At 59.9% G+C, this 13771-nt stretch carries 15 protein-coding genes; 11 read left to right on the top strand and 4 right to left on the bottom strand.

The annotated features are described in order from the left end of the window. The first annotated feature begins 61 nt into the window (after positions 1-61). Together ACM6IP_RS13030 and ACM6IP_RS13025 are read left to right on the top strand one after the other, a co-directional pair. Positions 62-364, top strand: coding sequence for a DUF6482 family protein (locus tag ACM6IP_RS13030; protein WP_095166487.1), 303 nt, complete (start codon positions 62-64; stop codon positions 362-364). Between the two features lie 129 nt (positions 365-493). After that, on the top strand, positions 494-1111 hold the full coding sequence (locus tag ACM6IP_RS13025; protein ID WP_095166489.1) for an FKBP-type peptidyl-prolyl cis-trans isomerase: 618 nt from the start codon (positions 494-496) through the stop codon (positions 1109-1111). Positions 1112-1194: 83 nt separating this feature from the next. Here ACM6IP_RS13025 and ACM6IP_RS13020 read toward each other — a convergent pair whose 3' ends face one another. The 3 genes from ACM6IP_RS13020 to ACM6IP_RS13010 all read right to left on the bottom strand — a co-directional run bounded on the left by ACM6IP_RS13020 (position 1195) and on the right by ACM6IP_RS13010 (position 3163). Beyond that, positions 1195-1452 carry a hypothetical protein gene (locus ACM6IP_RS13020; protein ID WP_095166625.1) on the bottom strand — a complete coding sequence of 86 codons (258 nt, stop codon included), beginning with the start codon at positions 1450-1452 and terminating at the stop codon, positions 1195-1197. A 205-nt stretch (positions 1453-1657) separates the two neighbouring features. Continuing rightward, the gene (locus tag ACM6IP_RS13015; protein WP_414861626.1) at positions 1658-1999 is read right to left on the bottom strand and encodes a zinc ribbon domain-containing protein YjdM; all 342 of its coding nucleotides are present in this window, start codon (positions 1997-1999) and stop codon (positions 1658-1660) included. 195 nt (positions 2000-2194) lie between these two features. Then, positions 2195-3163, bottom strand: coding sequence for a polyprenyl synthetase family protein (locus ACM6IP_RS13010; RefSeq protein WP_095166627.1), 969 nt, complete (start codon positions 3161-3163; stop codon positions 2195-2197). Positions 3164-3403: 240 nt separating this feature from the next. Here ACM6IP_RS13010 and rplU point away from each other — a divergent pair, with 240 nt between their 5' ends. The 5 genes from rplU to ACM6IP_RS12985 all read left to right on the top strand — a co-directional run bounded on the left by rplU (position 3404) and on the right by ACM6IP_RS12985 (position 7165). Then, a complete protein-coding gene (gene rplU, locus ACM6IP_RS13005; RefSeq protein ID WP_003176051.1) occupies positions 3404-3718 on the top strand; it encodes a 50S ribosomal protein L21 in 315 nt (104 codons plus the stop codon). 35 nt (positions 3719-3753) lie between these two features. Further along, positions 3754-4029, top strand: coding sequence for a 50S ribosomal protein L27 (rpmA, locus tag ACM6IP_RS13000; protein WP_093419745.1), 276 nt, complete (start codon positions 3754-3756; stop codon positions 4027-4029). 193 nt (positions 4030-4222) lie between these two features. Next, on the top strand, positions 4223-5446 hold the full coding sequence (cgtA, locus tag ACM6IP_RS12995) for an Obg family GTPase CgtA (protein WP_095166490.1): 1224 nt from the start codon (positions 4223-4225) through the stop codon (positions 5444-5446). Between the two features lie 123 nt (positions 5447-5569). Beyond that, positions 5570-6688, top strand: coding sequence for a glutamate 5-kinase (proB, locus tag ACM6IP_RS12990; protein WP_414861625.1), 1119 nt, complete (start codon positions 5570-5572; stop codon positions 6686-6688). A 15-nt stretch (positions 6689-6703) separates the two neighbouring features. Beyond that, entirely contained in the window at positions 6704-7165 is a 462-nt protein-coding gene (locus ACM6IP_RS12985; protein ID WP_095166494.1) for a CreA family protein, read from the top strand. A gap of 116 nt (positions 7166-7281) precedes the next feature. Here ACM6IP_RS12985 and rpsT read toward each other — a convergent pair whose 3' ends face one another. Beyond that, on the bottom strand, positions 7282-7560 hold the full coding sequence (gene rpsT, locus ACM6IP_RS12980; RefSeq protein WP_003185593.1) for a 30S ribosomal protein S20: 279 nt from the start codon (positions 7558-7560) through the stop codon (positions 7282-7284). Between the two features lie 252 nt (positions 7561-7812). On the opposite strand from rpsT, the gene murJ reads away from it, so the two are divergent. The 4 genes from murJ (at position 7813) to lspA (ending at position 13769) form a co-directional block, all read left to right on the top strand. After that, positions 7813-9351, top strand: coding sequence for a murein biosynthesis integral membrane protein MurJ (gene murJ, locus ACM6IP_RS12975; RefSeq protein WP_414861624.1), 1539 nt, complete (start codon positions 7813-7815; stop codon positions 9349-9351). Positions 9352-9480: 129 nt separating this feature from the next. Continuing rightward, the gene (gene ribF, locus ACM6IP_RS12970; RefSeq protein WP_095166498.1) at positions 9481-10419 is read left to right on the top strand and encodes a bifunctional riboflavin kinase/FAD synthetase; all 939 of its coding nucleotides are present in this window, start codon (positions 9481-9483) and stop codon (positions 10417-10419) included. Positions 10420-10432: 13 nt separating this feature from the next. After that, positions 10433-13264, top strand: coding sequence for an isoleucine--tRNA ligase (gene ileS / locus ACM6IP_RS12965; protein ID WP_095166500.1), 2832 nt, complete (start codon positions 10433-10435; stop codon positions 13262-13264). Further along, positions 13257-13769: a signal peptidase II gene (gene lspA / locus ACM6IP_RS12960; RefSeq protein WP_095166502.1), complete on the top strand. Its 513-nt coding sequence runs from the start codon at positions 13257-13259 to the stop codon at positions 13767-13769. The genes ileS and lspA overlap by 8 nt, the downstream gene beginning before the upstream one ends. Positions 13770-13771 lie beyond the last annotated feature (2 nt).

Here is a 13771-nt window from a genome sequence, read left to right as displayed (position 1 = left end):
TTTGGTGCGTCGAGGCTTATCCCTGTAAGGGTCCTGGCTCGCCAATGCACGGGGTGTGCACATGAACCTGCAAGAGTTGAACGCCTATGCCATCGCCGGCAAGGTCGATGAGCTGAATCTGATCTCCATGGAAGGCGGGATCTATCTCCTCGAGGCGCGGATGCACGGCGCGGCCTACCCGCTGAGCGACACCCATGGCCAGATGATGCACCTGCGCTCGGTGGAGCATGCGCGGCAAATGCTCCACGCCTTTCCCAAGCTACCGTTCAATCTGGTCCACACCTCGGTCCACGACGAGATGTGCGGATTGGGCGCCAGTAGCGAGGACAGCCTGAAAGTGCCGATCGCCTTCCGTTCGGCTTGAGGGTGCTGGCCCCCTGATCAACGCACGGGCATCTGTGCTAGTCTGCTCGCCCTTTTGGTTCCGGGCGCTCCGGGATGCGCTGTGCACGCACGGCAATGTCTCGGGCCGTCCGCACAGCGGAGCAGTGTCATGTCCGAAGTAAATCTGTCCACCGACGAAACCCGCGTCAGCTACGGCATCGGCCGTCAGCTGGGCGACCAGCTGCGCGACAACCCGCCACCGGGCGTTAGCCTGGACGCAATCCTGGCAGGTCTGACCGACGCTTTCGCCGGTAAGGAAAGCCGCGTTGGCCAGGAAGCCATGTCGGCCAGCTTCAAGGTCATCCGTGAAATCATGCAAGCCGAAGCGGCAGCCAAGGCTGAAGCAGCGGCGGGTGAAGGCCTGGCATTCCTGGCTGAAAACGCCAAGCGTGACGGCATCACCACCCTGGCTTCCGGTCTGCAATTTGAAGTCCTGACTGCCGGTGAAGGCGCCAAGCCATCCCGCGAAGACACCGTGCGTACTCACTACCACGGCACCCTGATCGACGGCACTGTGTTCGACAGCTCCTACGATCGTGGTCAACCTGCAGAATTCCCGGTTGGCGGCGTGATCGCTGGCTGGACCGAAGCCCTGCAACTGATGAACGCAGGCAGCAAATGGCGTCTGTACGTGCCGAGCGAATTGGCTTACGGCGCTCAAGGCGTTGGCAGCATCCCGCCGCACAGCGTTCTGGTATTTGACGTCGAGCTGCTGGACGTTCTGTAATACCCGGCCCGATATGACATCGGGCTAATGTGGGAGCGAGCGCTCGCTTGCGGGCGCTAGCTCCCACAGTTTTTTGTGCTGCATCATATTTCGATCTTGTGCGTCAGATCATGCGTCGGGCGCAATGCCCGGGCATAGCAGAACAGAAACAGGTTGCGCACCAGCTCCTTGAGCACCACCGGTTCGCTGGAGCTCAGGCCATTGAGGTCGAGGTCGCCCTGGTCCTGCAGTTCGCTCAAGGCTTCTTCTTCCAGTACAGCGCAGACTTCCCCGGTTTCCCGATGCAGGATTCTGAGGTAAGGGTGTGGGCGGTCCAGCCATGCATCGATCAAGTAAGTCATGATGCTCATCTCCTTTCTAATGGTTTGATGAGAATAATTCTTATTCAATTAATAGCAAGTGCCTATTGGCGGTTTCTGCGGATTTTGTGCGCGGGGATTGCCCAGGATCAAAACGGCTGGCGTTTTGCTATTGGGGCGGGAGGAAGGCTTACGAGGGGGGAGAGAGCAGCCATCCCGCGCGGACGCGCGATGGCTTGCAGCAGGCTCAGACTTTTCTGACGAACTCGGATTTGAGTTTCATCGGGCCGATGCCATCGATCTTGCAGTCGATGTCGTGGTCGCCATCGCACAGGCGGATGTTCTTGACCTTGGTGCCGACCTTGACCACCAGCGAGGTGCCCTTGACCTTGAGGTCCTTGATCACGGTGATGGTGTCGCCATCTTGCAGGACGTTGCCGACCGAATCCTTTTTCACGGTTTCATCGGACACCGCCTCGGCTTCGCCGCTGGCGGACCATTCGTGGGCGCACTCCGGGCAGATCAGTTGGGCGCCGTCTTCGTAGGTGTATTCGCTATTGCATTTCGGGCAGGGTGGCAACGTGCTCACTAAAGCTCCTTGAGTTCAGGATGGCTAAAAAGCGCACATTATATAGGGTTTTAAGCGCAGGCGGGGGGAGGCATAGAAACAACTGTGGGAGCGAGCCTGCTCGCGAAGAACTCACAGACACAGCGTTCATCCAGGATGCACGCGTTATCGTTAACGTCCTTCGCGAGCAAGCTCGCTCCTACCCGTGGCGGCACGTCAGTGCGTGCGGGCGACCGCGAACTCGCTCAGCTCAACCAGGGCATCGCGGTACTCGCTGGCCGGCAGCATTTCCAGGCACTTGATCGCGCGGGCTACATAGTCGCGCGCCAATTGCGCGGTGTATTCCAGCGAGCCTGAGGCCTCCACAGCGGCGCGGATGCTCTCCAGGTCTTCGATGCCGCCTTTCTGGATCGCCTTGCGCACCAGGGCTGCCTGTTCTGGCGTGCCTTCGCGCATGGTGTAGATCAGCGGCAGGGTCGGCTTGCCTTCGGCCAGGTCGTCGCCGACGTTCTTGCCCAGGGTCTCGGCATCGCCGCGATAGTCGAGCAGGTCGTCGACCAGTTGGAATGCCACGCCCAGGTGATCACCAAAGGTGCGCAGGGCTTCGCTCTGCTCCGGGGTTGCACCCGCGAGGGCAGCAGCGCTGTGGGTCGAGGCTTCGAAGAGCATCGCGGTCTTGCCGCGAATGACTTCCATGTAGGTTTCTTCGGTGGTGCTGGCGTCGCGCACCTTGGACAACTGCAGGACTTCGCCTTCGGCGATGATCCGCGTGGCCTGGGAGAGGATCTTCATCACCGGCATGGAGCCCAGTTCGACCATCATCTCGAACGAACGCGAATACAGGAAGTCGCCGACCAGCACGCTCGGGGCATTGCCCCACATGGCGTTGGCAGTCGAGCGGCCACGGCGCATACCGGACATGTCGACCACGTCGTCGTGCAGCAGGGTGGCGGTGTGCAGGAACTCGATAGTGGCTGCCAGCAGGCGCATGTCATCGCCTTCGCGACCCAGGGCCTTGCCGCACAGCAGCACTAATAAAGGACGCAGGCGTTTGCCGCCAGCCGAGGTGATGTAGTCGCCGATTTTCGATACCAGCGGCACTCGGGAAGTCAGCTGCTTCTTGATGATGCCGTCGACGGCGCTAAAATCGTCCGCCACCGCGCGGTAGAAAGCTTGGGGTTGCATCAGCGACAGGTGCTCCATAAGGGTTGCGCGGCATGCTAGGACCCACGCCAGCGGGTGTCAAGGCACGATGGACGGCCCCTTGCAACGCGCTCGTGGCTTGCGTACAATCGCGCACCCTGAACTTCCTGGGCAGCACCTGCCTTACGCAATTGCAAACCGGCCTTCCAGCCTTATGCAGCCATGCCAGCCAATACCTCTTCTTATAAAGAGCTGGGTGAGCAGGATTATCGGAGAAATACCATGTCTTATGCAGTAATCGTTACTGGTGGCAAGCAGTACAAAGTTGCTCCAGGTGAATACCTGAAGATCGAAAAACTGGAAATCGCTACCGGCGAATCCGTTACTTTTGATCGCGTTCTGTTGGTTGCCAATGGCGACGACGTGAATATCGGCGCTCCAGTTGTTGCTGGCGCTACCGTTGTGGCTGAAGTGATCTCCCAAGGTCGTCACGATAAAGTCCGCATCATCAAGTTCCGTCGCCGTAAGCACCACATGAAGCGTATGGGCCACCGCCAGTGGTACACCGAGATCAAAATCACCGGTATTCAGGCTTAATTTCAGCCTAATTCCTCACTAGGAGAATTGAACTCATGGCACACAAAAAAGCTGGTGGTAGTACCCGTAACGGTCGCGACTCAGAAGCCAAACGCCTTGGCGTGAAGATGTATGGCGGCCAGGTTATCATTCCGGGCAACATCATCGTGCGTCAGCGCGGCACCCAATTCCACGCTGGCTACGGCGTTGGCATGGGCAAAGATCACACTCTGTTCGCTAAAATCGACGGCGTGATCAAGTTCGAAGTAAAAGGCGCTTTCAACCGCCGTTACGTGAGCATTGTCCCGAAGACTCCAGTCGTCGCGGCATAATTACGTAGTTGCTGGAAAAGCCCTGTCTTGCGACGGGGCTTTTTCGTTTGTGGGGTGAGTCTCTTGCAAAGCTGTTTGTGATGGGCGAAAGCAGTGGGTTTGCGGTCGTTGCTTGAGGTCGCTGCGCTCATTTTTGCAAGAGTCTTATGTCTTGGTTTTTTCGGCTCGTCCGTATGGCGAGAGGCGTTTTGTTATGAAGTTTGTTGATGAAGTATCGATTCGAGTAAAAGCTGGCGATGGCGGCAATGGTTGCATGAGCTTCCGTCGGGAAAAATTCATCGAGAACGGTGGTCCGAACGGTGGTGATGGGGGTGATGGCGGCTCGGTCTACATGATCGCCGACGAAAACCTCAATACCTTGGTGGACTACCGTTACACCCGGCACTTCGATGCCGAGCGTGGCGCCAACGGCGGCAGCACTGACTGCACCGGCAAGAAGGGTGAAGAGCTGGTTTTGCGGGTTCCGGTCGGTACCACGGTGATCGATTCGGCAACCCAGGAAGTTATCGGCGACCTGACCAAGGCTGGTCAGCGGTTGTTGGTGGCGCATGGTGGCTGGCACGGTCTGGGTAACACCCGTTTCAAATCCAGTACCAACCGGGCGCCACGCCAGACTACGCCGGGCAAGCCGGGCGAGCAGCGTGACCTCAAGCTGGAAATGAAAGTGTTGGCGGACGTCGGCCTGCTGGGTTTGCCTAACGCCGGTAAAAGTACCTTTATCCGTTCGGTGTCGGCTGCCAAGCCGAAAGTTGCCGATTACCCGTTCACCACCCTGGTGCCAAACCTGGGCGTGGTCAGTGTCGATCGCTGGAAAAGCTTTGTCATTGCCGACATCCCGGGTCTGATCGAGGGTGCTTCGGATGGCGCCGGCCTGGGGATTCGTTTCCTCAAGCACTTATCGCGTACCCGCCTGCTGTTGCACCTCGTCGACATGGCGCCGCTGGATGAAACCAGTGCAGCCGATGCCGCTGAAGTGATCGTCAGCGAGCTGACCAAGTTCAGCCCGTCCCTGGCTGAGCGTGATCGTTGGCTGGTGCTGAACAAGTGCGACCAGATTCTTGAGGAAGAGCACGAAGAGCGCGTCAAGGAGATCGTCGATCGCCTGGAGTGGACCGGTCCGGTCTACGTCATCTCGGCTATCGCCAAAGAAGGCACCGAGCGCCTGACTCGCGACATCATGCGTTACCTGGAAGATCGTGCTGATCGCCTGGCCAACGATCCGGCGTACCGCGAAGAGCTGGCCGATCTTGACCAGCGCATCGAAGATGAAGCGCGTGCCCAGCTGCAGGCCCTGGATGACCAGCGTGCCCTGCGCCGCAGCGGCGTGAAGTCGGTCCATGACATCGGTGACGATGACTGGGATGAAGAAGATGTGGATGACGAAGATGGTCCGGAAATCATTTACGTGCGTGACTGATACGTTGCGATAAACTTAAGCGCCGCTCCCTGGAGCGGCGTTTTAGTATCTGGAAATCGGTAGTCACGAATAACGTTATGGGCAGCACTGGGTCGTGCTGTCCTCAAGCTAAGGTTGAAGATCATGCGGAGCAAGGTGACAGGTGCGCAGCGTTGGGTCGTGAAGATCGGCAGCGCTTTGCTGACGGCTGACGGCAAGGGTCTGGATCGCGCGGCAATGGGCGTCTGGGTTGAGCAGATGGTGGCGCTGCACGAGGCGGGCGTCGAGTTGGTGCTGGTGTCCTCGGGGGCGGTGGCGGCGGGCATGAGTCGTCTGGGCTGGACTGCACGACCCAGTGCAATGCATGAGTTGCAGGCGGCGGCCGCTATTGGCCAGATGGGCCTGGTGCAGGCTTGGGAGTCGAGCTTCGCCGAGCATGGCCGGCACACTGCGCAGATCCTGCTGACGCATGATGACTTGTCCGATCGCAAGCGTTACCTCAATGCTCGCAGCACCCTGCGCGCGCTGGTCGATCTCAAGGTCATCCCGGTGATCAACGAGAACGATACGGTGGTCACCGACGAAATCCGCTTCGGCGACAACGATACCCTGGCGGCGCTGGTGGCCAACCTGGTCGAGGCTGACCTGTTGGTGATTCTTACGGACCGTGATGGCATGTTCGACGCAGATCCGCGGAACAATCCCGATGCCCGGCTGATTTACGAGGCGCGTGCCGATGATCCGGCGCTGGATGCGGTGGCTGGCGGTACGGGCGGCGCGCTGGGGCGTGGCGGTATGCAGACCAAGCTGCGGGCTGCGCGGCTGGCGGCGCGTTCCGGTGCGCACACGATCATCGTGGGCGGGCGCCTGGAGCGGGTGCTGGATCGCCTGAAGGCGGGCGAGCGTATCGGCACCTTGCTGTCGCCTGAGCGTGGCCTGCTGGCGGCGCGCAAGCAGTGGTTGGCGGGGCACTTGCAGACGCGCGGCACGCTGGTGCTGGATGCGGGCGCGGTTTCGGCCTTGTCCCAGGGCAACAAGAGCTTGCTGCCAGTCGGCGTCAAACTGGTCCAGGGCAGCTTCCGCCGTGGCGAAATGGTGGTGTGCGTGGCGCCGGACGGTCGCGAGATTGCCCGTGGCCTGGCTAACTACAGCGCCCTGGAGGCGCAAAAAATCATCGGTCAATCGTCCGAGGCGATTGTCGGTTTGCTGGGTTACATGGCGGAGCCGGAACTGGTTCACCGCGATAACCTGATTCTGGTTTGAGTGAAGGAAAAGCGCATGCGCATGGCAAAGGGCTTGTTGGGGTTGTTGCTGGCGATGCCGCTATTGGCTTCGGCCGAAGAGATTGGTCAGGTATCGACCGTGTTCAAGTTTGTCGGGCCCAATGACCGTATTGTGGTCGAGGCCTTTGATGATCCGAAGGTCGATGGTGTGACCTGCTACCTGTCGCGCGCCAAGACCGGCGGAGTGAAGGGTGGCCTGGGGTTGGCCGAGGATCGTGCCGAGGCGTCCATTGCCTGTCGTCAGGTCGGGCCGATCAGCTTCAGGGGTGAGCTCAAGGATGGTGACGAGGTGTTCAAGGAGCGCACGTCCCTGGTGTTCAAGACCATGCAGGTGGTGCGATTTCTCGACAAGAAGCGCAATACCCTGGTGTACCTGGTCTATAGCGACCGCCTGATCGAAGGCAGTCCGCAGAATGCGGTGACGGCGATTCCGATTTTGCCGTGGGCTCAGCATTGATTTGATTCGAGGCTTGTAGGGGCGGGCACCCACCCCTACAGTTTTTGTATTGGTTTGATCAAATCGCAGGCAATAAAAAACCGACCCTGAGGTCGGTTTTTTAATGAGCGTGTCGCTTAGGCAGCAGCGGCAACGTTCAGAGCCTTTACGTGGCCATTCAGGCGGCTCTTATGGCGAGCAGCTTTGTTCTTGTGGATGATGCCTTTATCGGCCATACGGTCGATAACTGGCACGGCCAGAACGTAAGCAGCTTGCGCTTTTTCAGCGTCTTTTGCGTCGATGGCTTTAACTACATTCTTGATGTAGGTACGAACCATGGAACGCAGGCTGGCGTTGTGGCTGCGACGCTTCTCAGCCTGTTTTGCACGTTTTTTGGCGGAAGGTGTGTTGGCCACCGTCGAGCTCCTCGAAAGACTTTTTGGGAAATAGCAAACAAAATAGGCCGCGAATCATGCCGATGAGTTGAAGTCTTGTCAAGGGCGGTTGAGACGTTCCGCTAAGTGGTAGGTATAAAGCACCGGGATATTTCATTCCGGCGTACGACCTGTAAACTCGCGAGCTTTGGCTCTGTGCTGTTGCGGCGCGGAGTATCGCATAAGTAGGCGCATTGTTCGCCTGCTGTTTATCGACAGGCAAAAAACTCTTCCATGAACCTGCTTAAATCCTTGGCCGCCGTCAGCTCTATCACGATGATCTCCCGGGTTCTGGGATTCGTGCGTGACACCCTCGTCGCCCGTATATTTGGCGCCGGCATGGCCACGGACGCCTTCTTCATCGCCTTCAAACTGCCCAACCTGTTGCGGCGGATCTTTGCCGAGGGCGCGTTTTCCCAGGCGTTCGTACCGATCCTGGCAGAATACAAAAGTCAGCAAGGCGAGGAGGCGACCCGCACTTTCGTGGCTTATGTTTCGGGTTTGCTGACGCTGGTGCTGGCGCTGGTGACGATCATCGGGATGATCTTTGCGCCCTGGGTGATCTGGGCCACGGCCCCGGGTTTTACCGATACCCCGGAAAAGTTCGAGCTGACGGCCAGCCTGCTGCGGGTCACGTTCCCTTATATATTGCTGATCTCCCTGTCTTCGCTGGCTGGGGCGATTCTCAACACCTATAACCGGTTCTCGGTGCCGGCGTTCGTGCCGACCCTGCTCAACGTCAGCATGATCATCTTCGCGCTGTTCCTCACCCCCTACTTCGATCCGCCGGTGATGGCGCTGGGTTGGGCGGTACTGGCTGGCGGCCTGGCGCAGTTGCTCTATCAACTGCCACACCTGAAAAAGATCGGCATGCTGGTGCTGCCACGGCTGAACCTGCGTGATAGCGGGGTCTGGCGCGTGATGAAGCAAATGCTGCCGGCGATCCTCGGGGTTTCGGTCAGCCAGATTTCGTTGATCATCAACACCATTTTTGCTTCTTTCCTGGTGGCCGGCTCCGTGTCCTGGATGTACTACGCCGATCGGCTGATGGAGTTGCCATCAGGGGTGTTGGGCGTGGCCCTGGGCACCATTCTCCTGCCGACCCTGGCCAAGACCTATGCCAGCCAGGACCGCCACGAATACTCGCGCATTCTCGACTGGGGCCTGCGCCTGTGCTTCGTGCTGGTGCTGCCCTGTGCGCTGGCCCTGGGGATCCTCGCGGAGCCGTTGACGGTGTCGCTGTTCCAGTACGGTCAGTTCAGTGCCTTTGATGCGTCGATGACCCAGCGAGCGCTGGTGGCGTATTCGGTCGGATTGCTGGGGATTATCGTGATCAAGGTGCTGGCTCCAGGCTTTTACGCGCAGCAGAACATCCGCACCCCGGTAAAAATCGCAATTTTCACCCTGATAGTCACCCAACTGTTCAACCTGGCCTTGGTCGGTCCGCTGCAGCACGCGGGCCTGGCGCTGGCCATCAGTGGTGGGGCGTGCCTGAACGCCGGCCTGTTGTTCTATCAACTGCGCAAGCAGAATATGTATCAACCGCAGCCGGGCTGGGGCAAGTTTGCCCTTAAGCTGTTGCTGGCGGTGGCCGTGATGTCCGCAGTACTGCTGGGGATAATGCATTTCATGCCGGCCTGGAGCGACGGTCACATGCTCGAGCGTTTCCTGCGTCTGGGCGTGCTGGTTGGTGCTGGGGTGGTAACGTATTTCGGCATGCTGGCGCTGCTGGGCTTCCGTCTGCGGGACTTCAATCGCAAGGCGTTGAGCTGACGCCAATGCTGGAATAATCGCGAGCCAGGCGTCGGTTTTGTCGGTTCGATCACTTTGGGTTGCGGTGTTGCCTGTCGTCGGCCGCCGGGTGTGGTTATAATCGACCACTTTATGAGCAAGAAGCGCGTTATGCAGCTGGTTCGAGGCCTCCACAATCTGCGCCCCCAGCATCGGGGCTGCGTCGCCACTATTGGCAACTTTGACGGTGTTCACCGTGGTCACCAGGCTATCCTGGGCCGGCTGCGTGAGCGTGCGCTTGAGTTGGGCGTACCCAGCTGCGTGGTGATTTTCGAGCCCCAGCCCCGCGAGTTTTTTGCGCCCGACACCGCGCCAGCGCGTCTTGCTCGCCTGCGCGACAAGCTGCAACTGCTGGCAGACGAAGGCGTTGACCGGGTGTTATGCCTGGCGTTCAACCAGCGCTTGAGCAAGCTCAGCGCCGCCGAATTCGTCGACACCATCCTGGTCGATGGCCTGGGCGTCCAGCATCTGGAGGTCGGTGACGATTTCCGCTTCGGCTGTGACCGGGTAGGGGATTTCGATTTCCTGCAGCAGGCGGGTAGCGTCCAGGGTTTTACCGTGGAAGCGGCGCAGACGGTCGAGCTGGACGGTCTGCGGGTCAGCAGCACCCAGGTGCGAAACGCCCTGGCCGCCGCTGATTTCGAGTTGGCTGAGCGTTTGCTCGGGCGGCCGTTCCGGATTGCCGGGCGGGTCCTGCACGGGCAGAAGCTGGCGCGCCAGTTGGGTACGCCAACGGCCAACGTGCAACTCAAGCGCCGTCGCGTGCCGCTGACCGGGGTGTACCTGGTGAGTGTCGACCTCGACGGTAAGACCTGGCCAGGCGTCGCCAATATCGGCGTCCGGCCAACGGTCGCAGGTGACGGCAAAGCCCACCTTGAAGTCCATATACTCGATTTTGCCGGCGATCTGTATGACCGGCGTTTGACGGTGGTTTTCCACCACAAGCTGCGTGATGAGCAGCGTTTCGCCTCTCTGGAGGCGCTTAAGACGGCGATCAATGCGGATGTCGCCGCCGCCCGTGCCTATGCCGCACCTAGCGCCAATCGCTAATGAAGAGCCTTAAATGACCGACTATAAAGCCACGCTAAACCTTCCGGACACCGCCTTCCCAATGAAGGCCGGCCTGCCTCAGCGCGAACCGCAGATTCTGCAGCGCTGGGACAGCATTGGCCTGTACCAGAAGTTGCGTGAGATTGGTAAGGATCGTCCGAAGTTCGTGCTGCACGACGGTCCTCCGTACGCCAACGGCACCATTCATATCGGTCACGCGCTCAACAAGATTCTCAAGGACATGATCATTCGTTCGAAGACCCTGTCGGGCTTCGACGCACCTTATGTTCCGGGCTGGGACTGCCACGGCCTGCCGATCGAGCACAAAGTCGAAGTGACCCACGGCAAGAACCTGGGCGCGGACAAGACCCGCGAACTGTGCCGTGCCTACGCCACCGAGCAGATCGAAGGGCAGAAGTCCGAGTTCATCCGCCTGGGTGTGCTGGGCGACTTCGCCAACCCGTACAAGACCATGGATTTCAAGAACGAGGCCGGCGAAATCCGCGCCTTGGCTGAAATCGTCAAGGGTGGTTTCGTGTTCAAGGGCCTCAAGCCCGTGAACTGGTGCTTTGACTGCGGTTCGGCCCTGGCCGAAGCGGAAGTCGAATACGAGAACAAGAAGTCCTCGACCATCGACGTTGCCTTCCCGATTGCCGATGAAGCCAAACTGGCTACGGCTTTCGGCCTGGCATCGCTGGGCAAGCCGGCTTCGATCGTGATCTGGACCACCACCCCGTGGACCATCCCGGCCAACCAGGCGCTCAACGTTCACCCGGAATTCAACTACGCCCTGGTCGACGTCGGTGACCAGCTGCTGGTGCTGGCTGAAGAGCTGGTGGAATCGTGCCTGGCCCGCTATAGCCTGGAAGGTTCGGTCATCGCGACCACCACCGGTAAAGAGCTGGAGCTGATCAACTTCCGTCACCCGTTCTACGATCGCCTGTCGCCGGTTTACCTGGCGGACTACGTCGAACTGGGCGCTGGCACCGGCGTGGTTCACTCCGCCCCGGCCTACGGCGTGGACGACTTCGTGACCTGCAAGAAGTACGGCATGGTCAACGACGACATCCTCAACCCAGTGCAAAGCAACGGTGTGTACGCGACTTCGCTGGAGTTCTTCGGCGGCCAGTTCATCTGGAAGGCCAACCCGGCCATCGTCGACAAACTGACTGAAGTGGGTGCGCTGCTGCACACCACCATCATCGAACACAGCTACATGCACTGCTGGCGTCACAAGACCCCGCTGATCTACCGCGCCACCGCGCAGTGGTTCATCGGCATGGACAAAGAGCCGGCAACTGGCGAGACCCTGCGCAAGCGTGCGATCAAGGCCATCGAAGAGACCAAATTCGTTCCGGCCTGGGGCCAGGCACGCCTGCACTCGATGATCGCCAACCGTCCTGACTGGTGCATCTCCCGCCAGCGCAACTGGGGTGTGCCGATCCCGTTCTTCCTGAACAAGGAAAGCGGCGAACTGCACCCGCGTACCGTTGAGCTGATGGAACTGGTGGCCCAGCGCGTCGAAGTCGAAGGCATCGAAGCCTGGTTCAAGATGGACGCTGCCGAGCTGCTGGGCGATGAAGCGCCACAGTACGACAAAATCAGCGACACCCTCGACGTCTGGTTCGATTCGGGCACCACGCACTGGCACGTCCTGCGCGGTTCGCACCCGATGGGCCACGAAAGCGGTCCGCGTGCCGACCTGTACCTGGAAGGTTCGGACCAGCACCGCGGCTGGTTCCATTCGTCCCTGCTGACCGGTTGCGCCATCGACAACCACGCGCCGTACCGCGAGCTGCTGACCCACGGCTTCACTGTCGATGAGTCCGGCCGCAAGATGTCCAAGTCCCTGGGCAACGTGATTGCGCCACAGAAGGTCAACGACACCCTGGGTGCCGACATCATGCGTCTGTGGGTGGCTTCCACCGATTATTCGGGTGAAATGGCGGTTTCCGAGCAGATCCTGCAACGCAGTGCGGACGCCTACCGGCGGATCCGTAACACCGCGCGCTTCCTGCTTTCCAACCTGAGCGGTTTCAACCCGGCCACTGACATCCTGCCGGCCGACGAAATGCTCGCCCTGGACCGTTGGGCCGTGGACCGCACCTTGCTGCTGCAACGCGAGTTGCAAGAGCACTACGGTGAATACCGCTTCTGGAACGTCTACTCCAAGATCCACAACTTCTGCGTGCAGGAGCTGGGCGGTTTCTACCTGGACATCATCAAGGATCGTCAGTACACCACCGGCGCCAACAGCAAGGCCCGCCGTTCGGCGCAAACCGCGCTGTACCACATCTCTGAAGCGCTGGTGCGCTGGATCGCGCCGATCCTGGCCTTCACCGCCGACGAGCTGTGGCAGTACCTGCCGGGCGAGCGTAACGAATCGGTAATGCTCAACACCTGGTACGAAGGCCTCAGCGAACTGCCGGAAGGCTTTGAGCTGGACCGCGCCTACTGGGAGCGGATCATGGCGGTCAAGGTGGCGGTCAACAAGGAAATGGAAATCCAGCGCGCTGCCAAGGCGGTGGGTGGCAACCTGCAAGCCGAAGTCACGCTGTACGCCGAAGAGGCGCTGAGCGCCGACCTGGCCAAGCTGAGCAACGAGCTGCGCTTCGTCCTGATCACCTCGACCGCGAGCATTGCCCCGTTCGTGCAGGCACCGGCCGACGCAGTCGCGACCGAAGTCAGCGGCCTGAAACTCAAGGTGGTCAAGTCGGGCTTCGCCAAGTGCGCCCGTTGCTGGCACTGCCGCGAGGACGTCGGGGTGAACCCGGAGCATCCGGAAATCTGCGGTCGTTGCGTTGACAACATCAGCGGCGCAGGCGAGGTTCGTCACTATGCCTGATGCTGCTAGCCGTTTCGGACGGTTGAGCTGGCTGTGGTTGAGCCTGCTGGTCCTGGTCATCGACCAGGCCAGCAAGTTCTACTTCGAAGGTTCGTTGACGATGTACCAGCAGATCGTGGTGATCCCCGATTACTTCAGCTGGACCCTGGCCTACAACACGGGTGCGGCCTTCAGCTTCCTGGCTGATGGCGGTGGTTGGCAGCGTTGGCTGTTCGCCTTGATCGCGATCGTGGTCAGTGGCGTGCTGGTGGTCTGGCTCAAGCGCCTGGGGCGCAACGACACTTGGCTGGCCGTCGCCCTGGCGCTGGTGCTGGGCGGGGCGCTGGGCAACCTGTACGACCGCATTGCCCTGGGCCATGTGATCGACTTCATTCTGGTGCATTGGCAGAACCGCTGGTATTTCCCAGCGTTCAACTTTGCCGATAGCGCCATCAGCGTCGGCGCCGTGATGCTTGCGCTGGATATGTTCAAAAGCAAGAAAACCGGAGAAACCGTTCATGACTGAAC

The sequence above is a fragment of the Pseudomonas sp. IT-P176 genome (genome assembly GCF_949767245.1).
Classification (GTDB): domain Bacteria; phylum Pseudomonadota; class Gammaproteobacteria; order Pseudomonadales; family Pseudomonadaceae; genus Aquipseudomonas.
The sequence above is the reverse complement of the archived record's forward strand: the minus strand, read 5'-3'. Positions and strand labels throughout refer to the sequence as shown.

What these genes read in the sequence shown, in the direction of transcription:
- rplU (WP_003176051.1), top strand. Translation starts at nt 3,404, where the DNA reads ATGTCTTATGCAGTAATCGTTACTGGTGGCAAGCAGTACAAAGTTGCT.
- rpmA (WP_093419745.1), top strand. Translation starts at nt 3,754, where the DNA reads ATGGCACACAAAAAAGCTGGTGGTAGTACCCGTAACGGTCGCGACTCA.
- ACM6IP_RS13025 (WP_095166489.1), top strand. Translation starts at nt 494, where the DNA reads ATGTCCGAAGTAAATCTGTCCACCGACGAAACCCGCGTCAGCTACGGC.
- lspA (WP_095166502.1), top strand. Translation starts at nt 13,257, where the DNA reads ATGCCTGATGCTGCTAGCCGTTTCGGACGGTTGAGCTGGCTGTGGTTG.
- murJ (WP_414861624.1), top strand. Translation starts at nt 7,813, where the DNA reads ATGAACCTGCTTAAATCCTTGGCCGCCGTCAGCTCTATCACGATGATC.
- proB (WP_414861625.1), top strand. Translation starts at nt 5,570, where the DNA reads ATGCGGAGCAAGGTGACAGGTGCGCAGCGTTGGGTCGTGAAGATCGGC.
- cgtA (WP_095166490.1), top strand. Translation starts at nt 4,223, where the DNA reads ATGAAGTTTGTTGATGAAGTATCGATTCGAGTAAAAGCTGGCGATGGC.
- ribF (WP_095166498.1), top strand. Translation starts at nt 9,481, where the DNA reads ATGCAGCTGGTTCGAGGCCTCCACAATCTGCGCCCCCAGCATCGGGGC.
- ACM6IP_RS12985 (WP_095166494.1), top strand. Translation starts at nt 6,704, where the DNA reads ATGCGCATGGCAAAGGGCTTGTTGGGGTTGTTGCTGGCGATGCCGCTA.
- ACM6IP_RS13020 (WP_095166625.1), bottom strand. Translation starts at nt 1,452, where the DNA reads ATGACTTACTTGATCGATGCATGGCTGGACCGCCCACACCCTTACCTC.
- ileS (WP_095166500.1), top strand. Translation starts at nt 10,433, where the DNA reads ATGACCGACTATAAAGCCACGCTAAACCTTCCGGACACCGCCTTCCCA.
- ACM6IP_RS13030 (WP_095166487.1), top strand. Translation starts at nt 62, where the DNA reads ATGAACCTGCAAGAGTTGAACGCCTATGCCATCGCCGGCAAGGTCGAT.
- ACM6IP_RS13010 (WP_095166627.1), bottom strand. Translation starts at nt 3,163, where the DNA reads ATGCAACCCCAAGCTTTCTACCGCGCGGTGGCGGACGATTTTAGCGCC.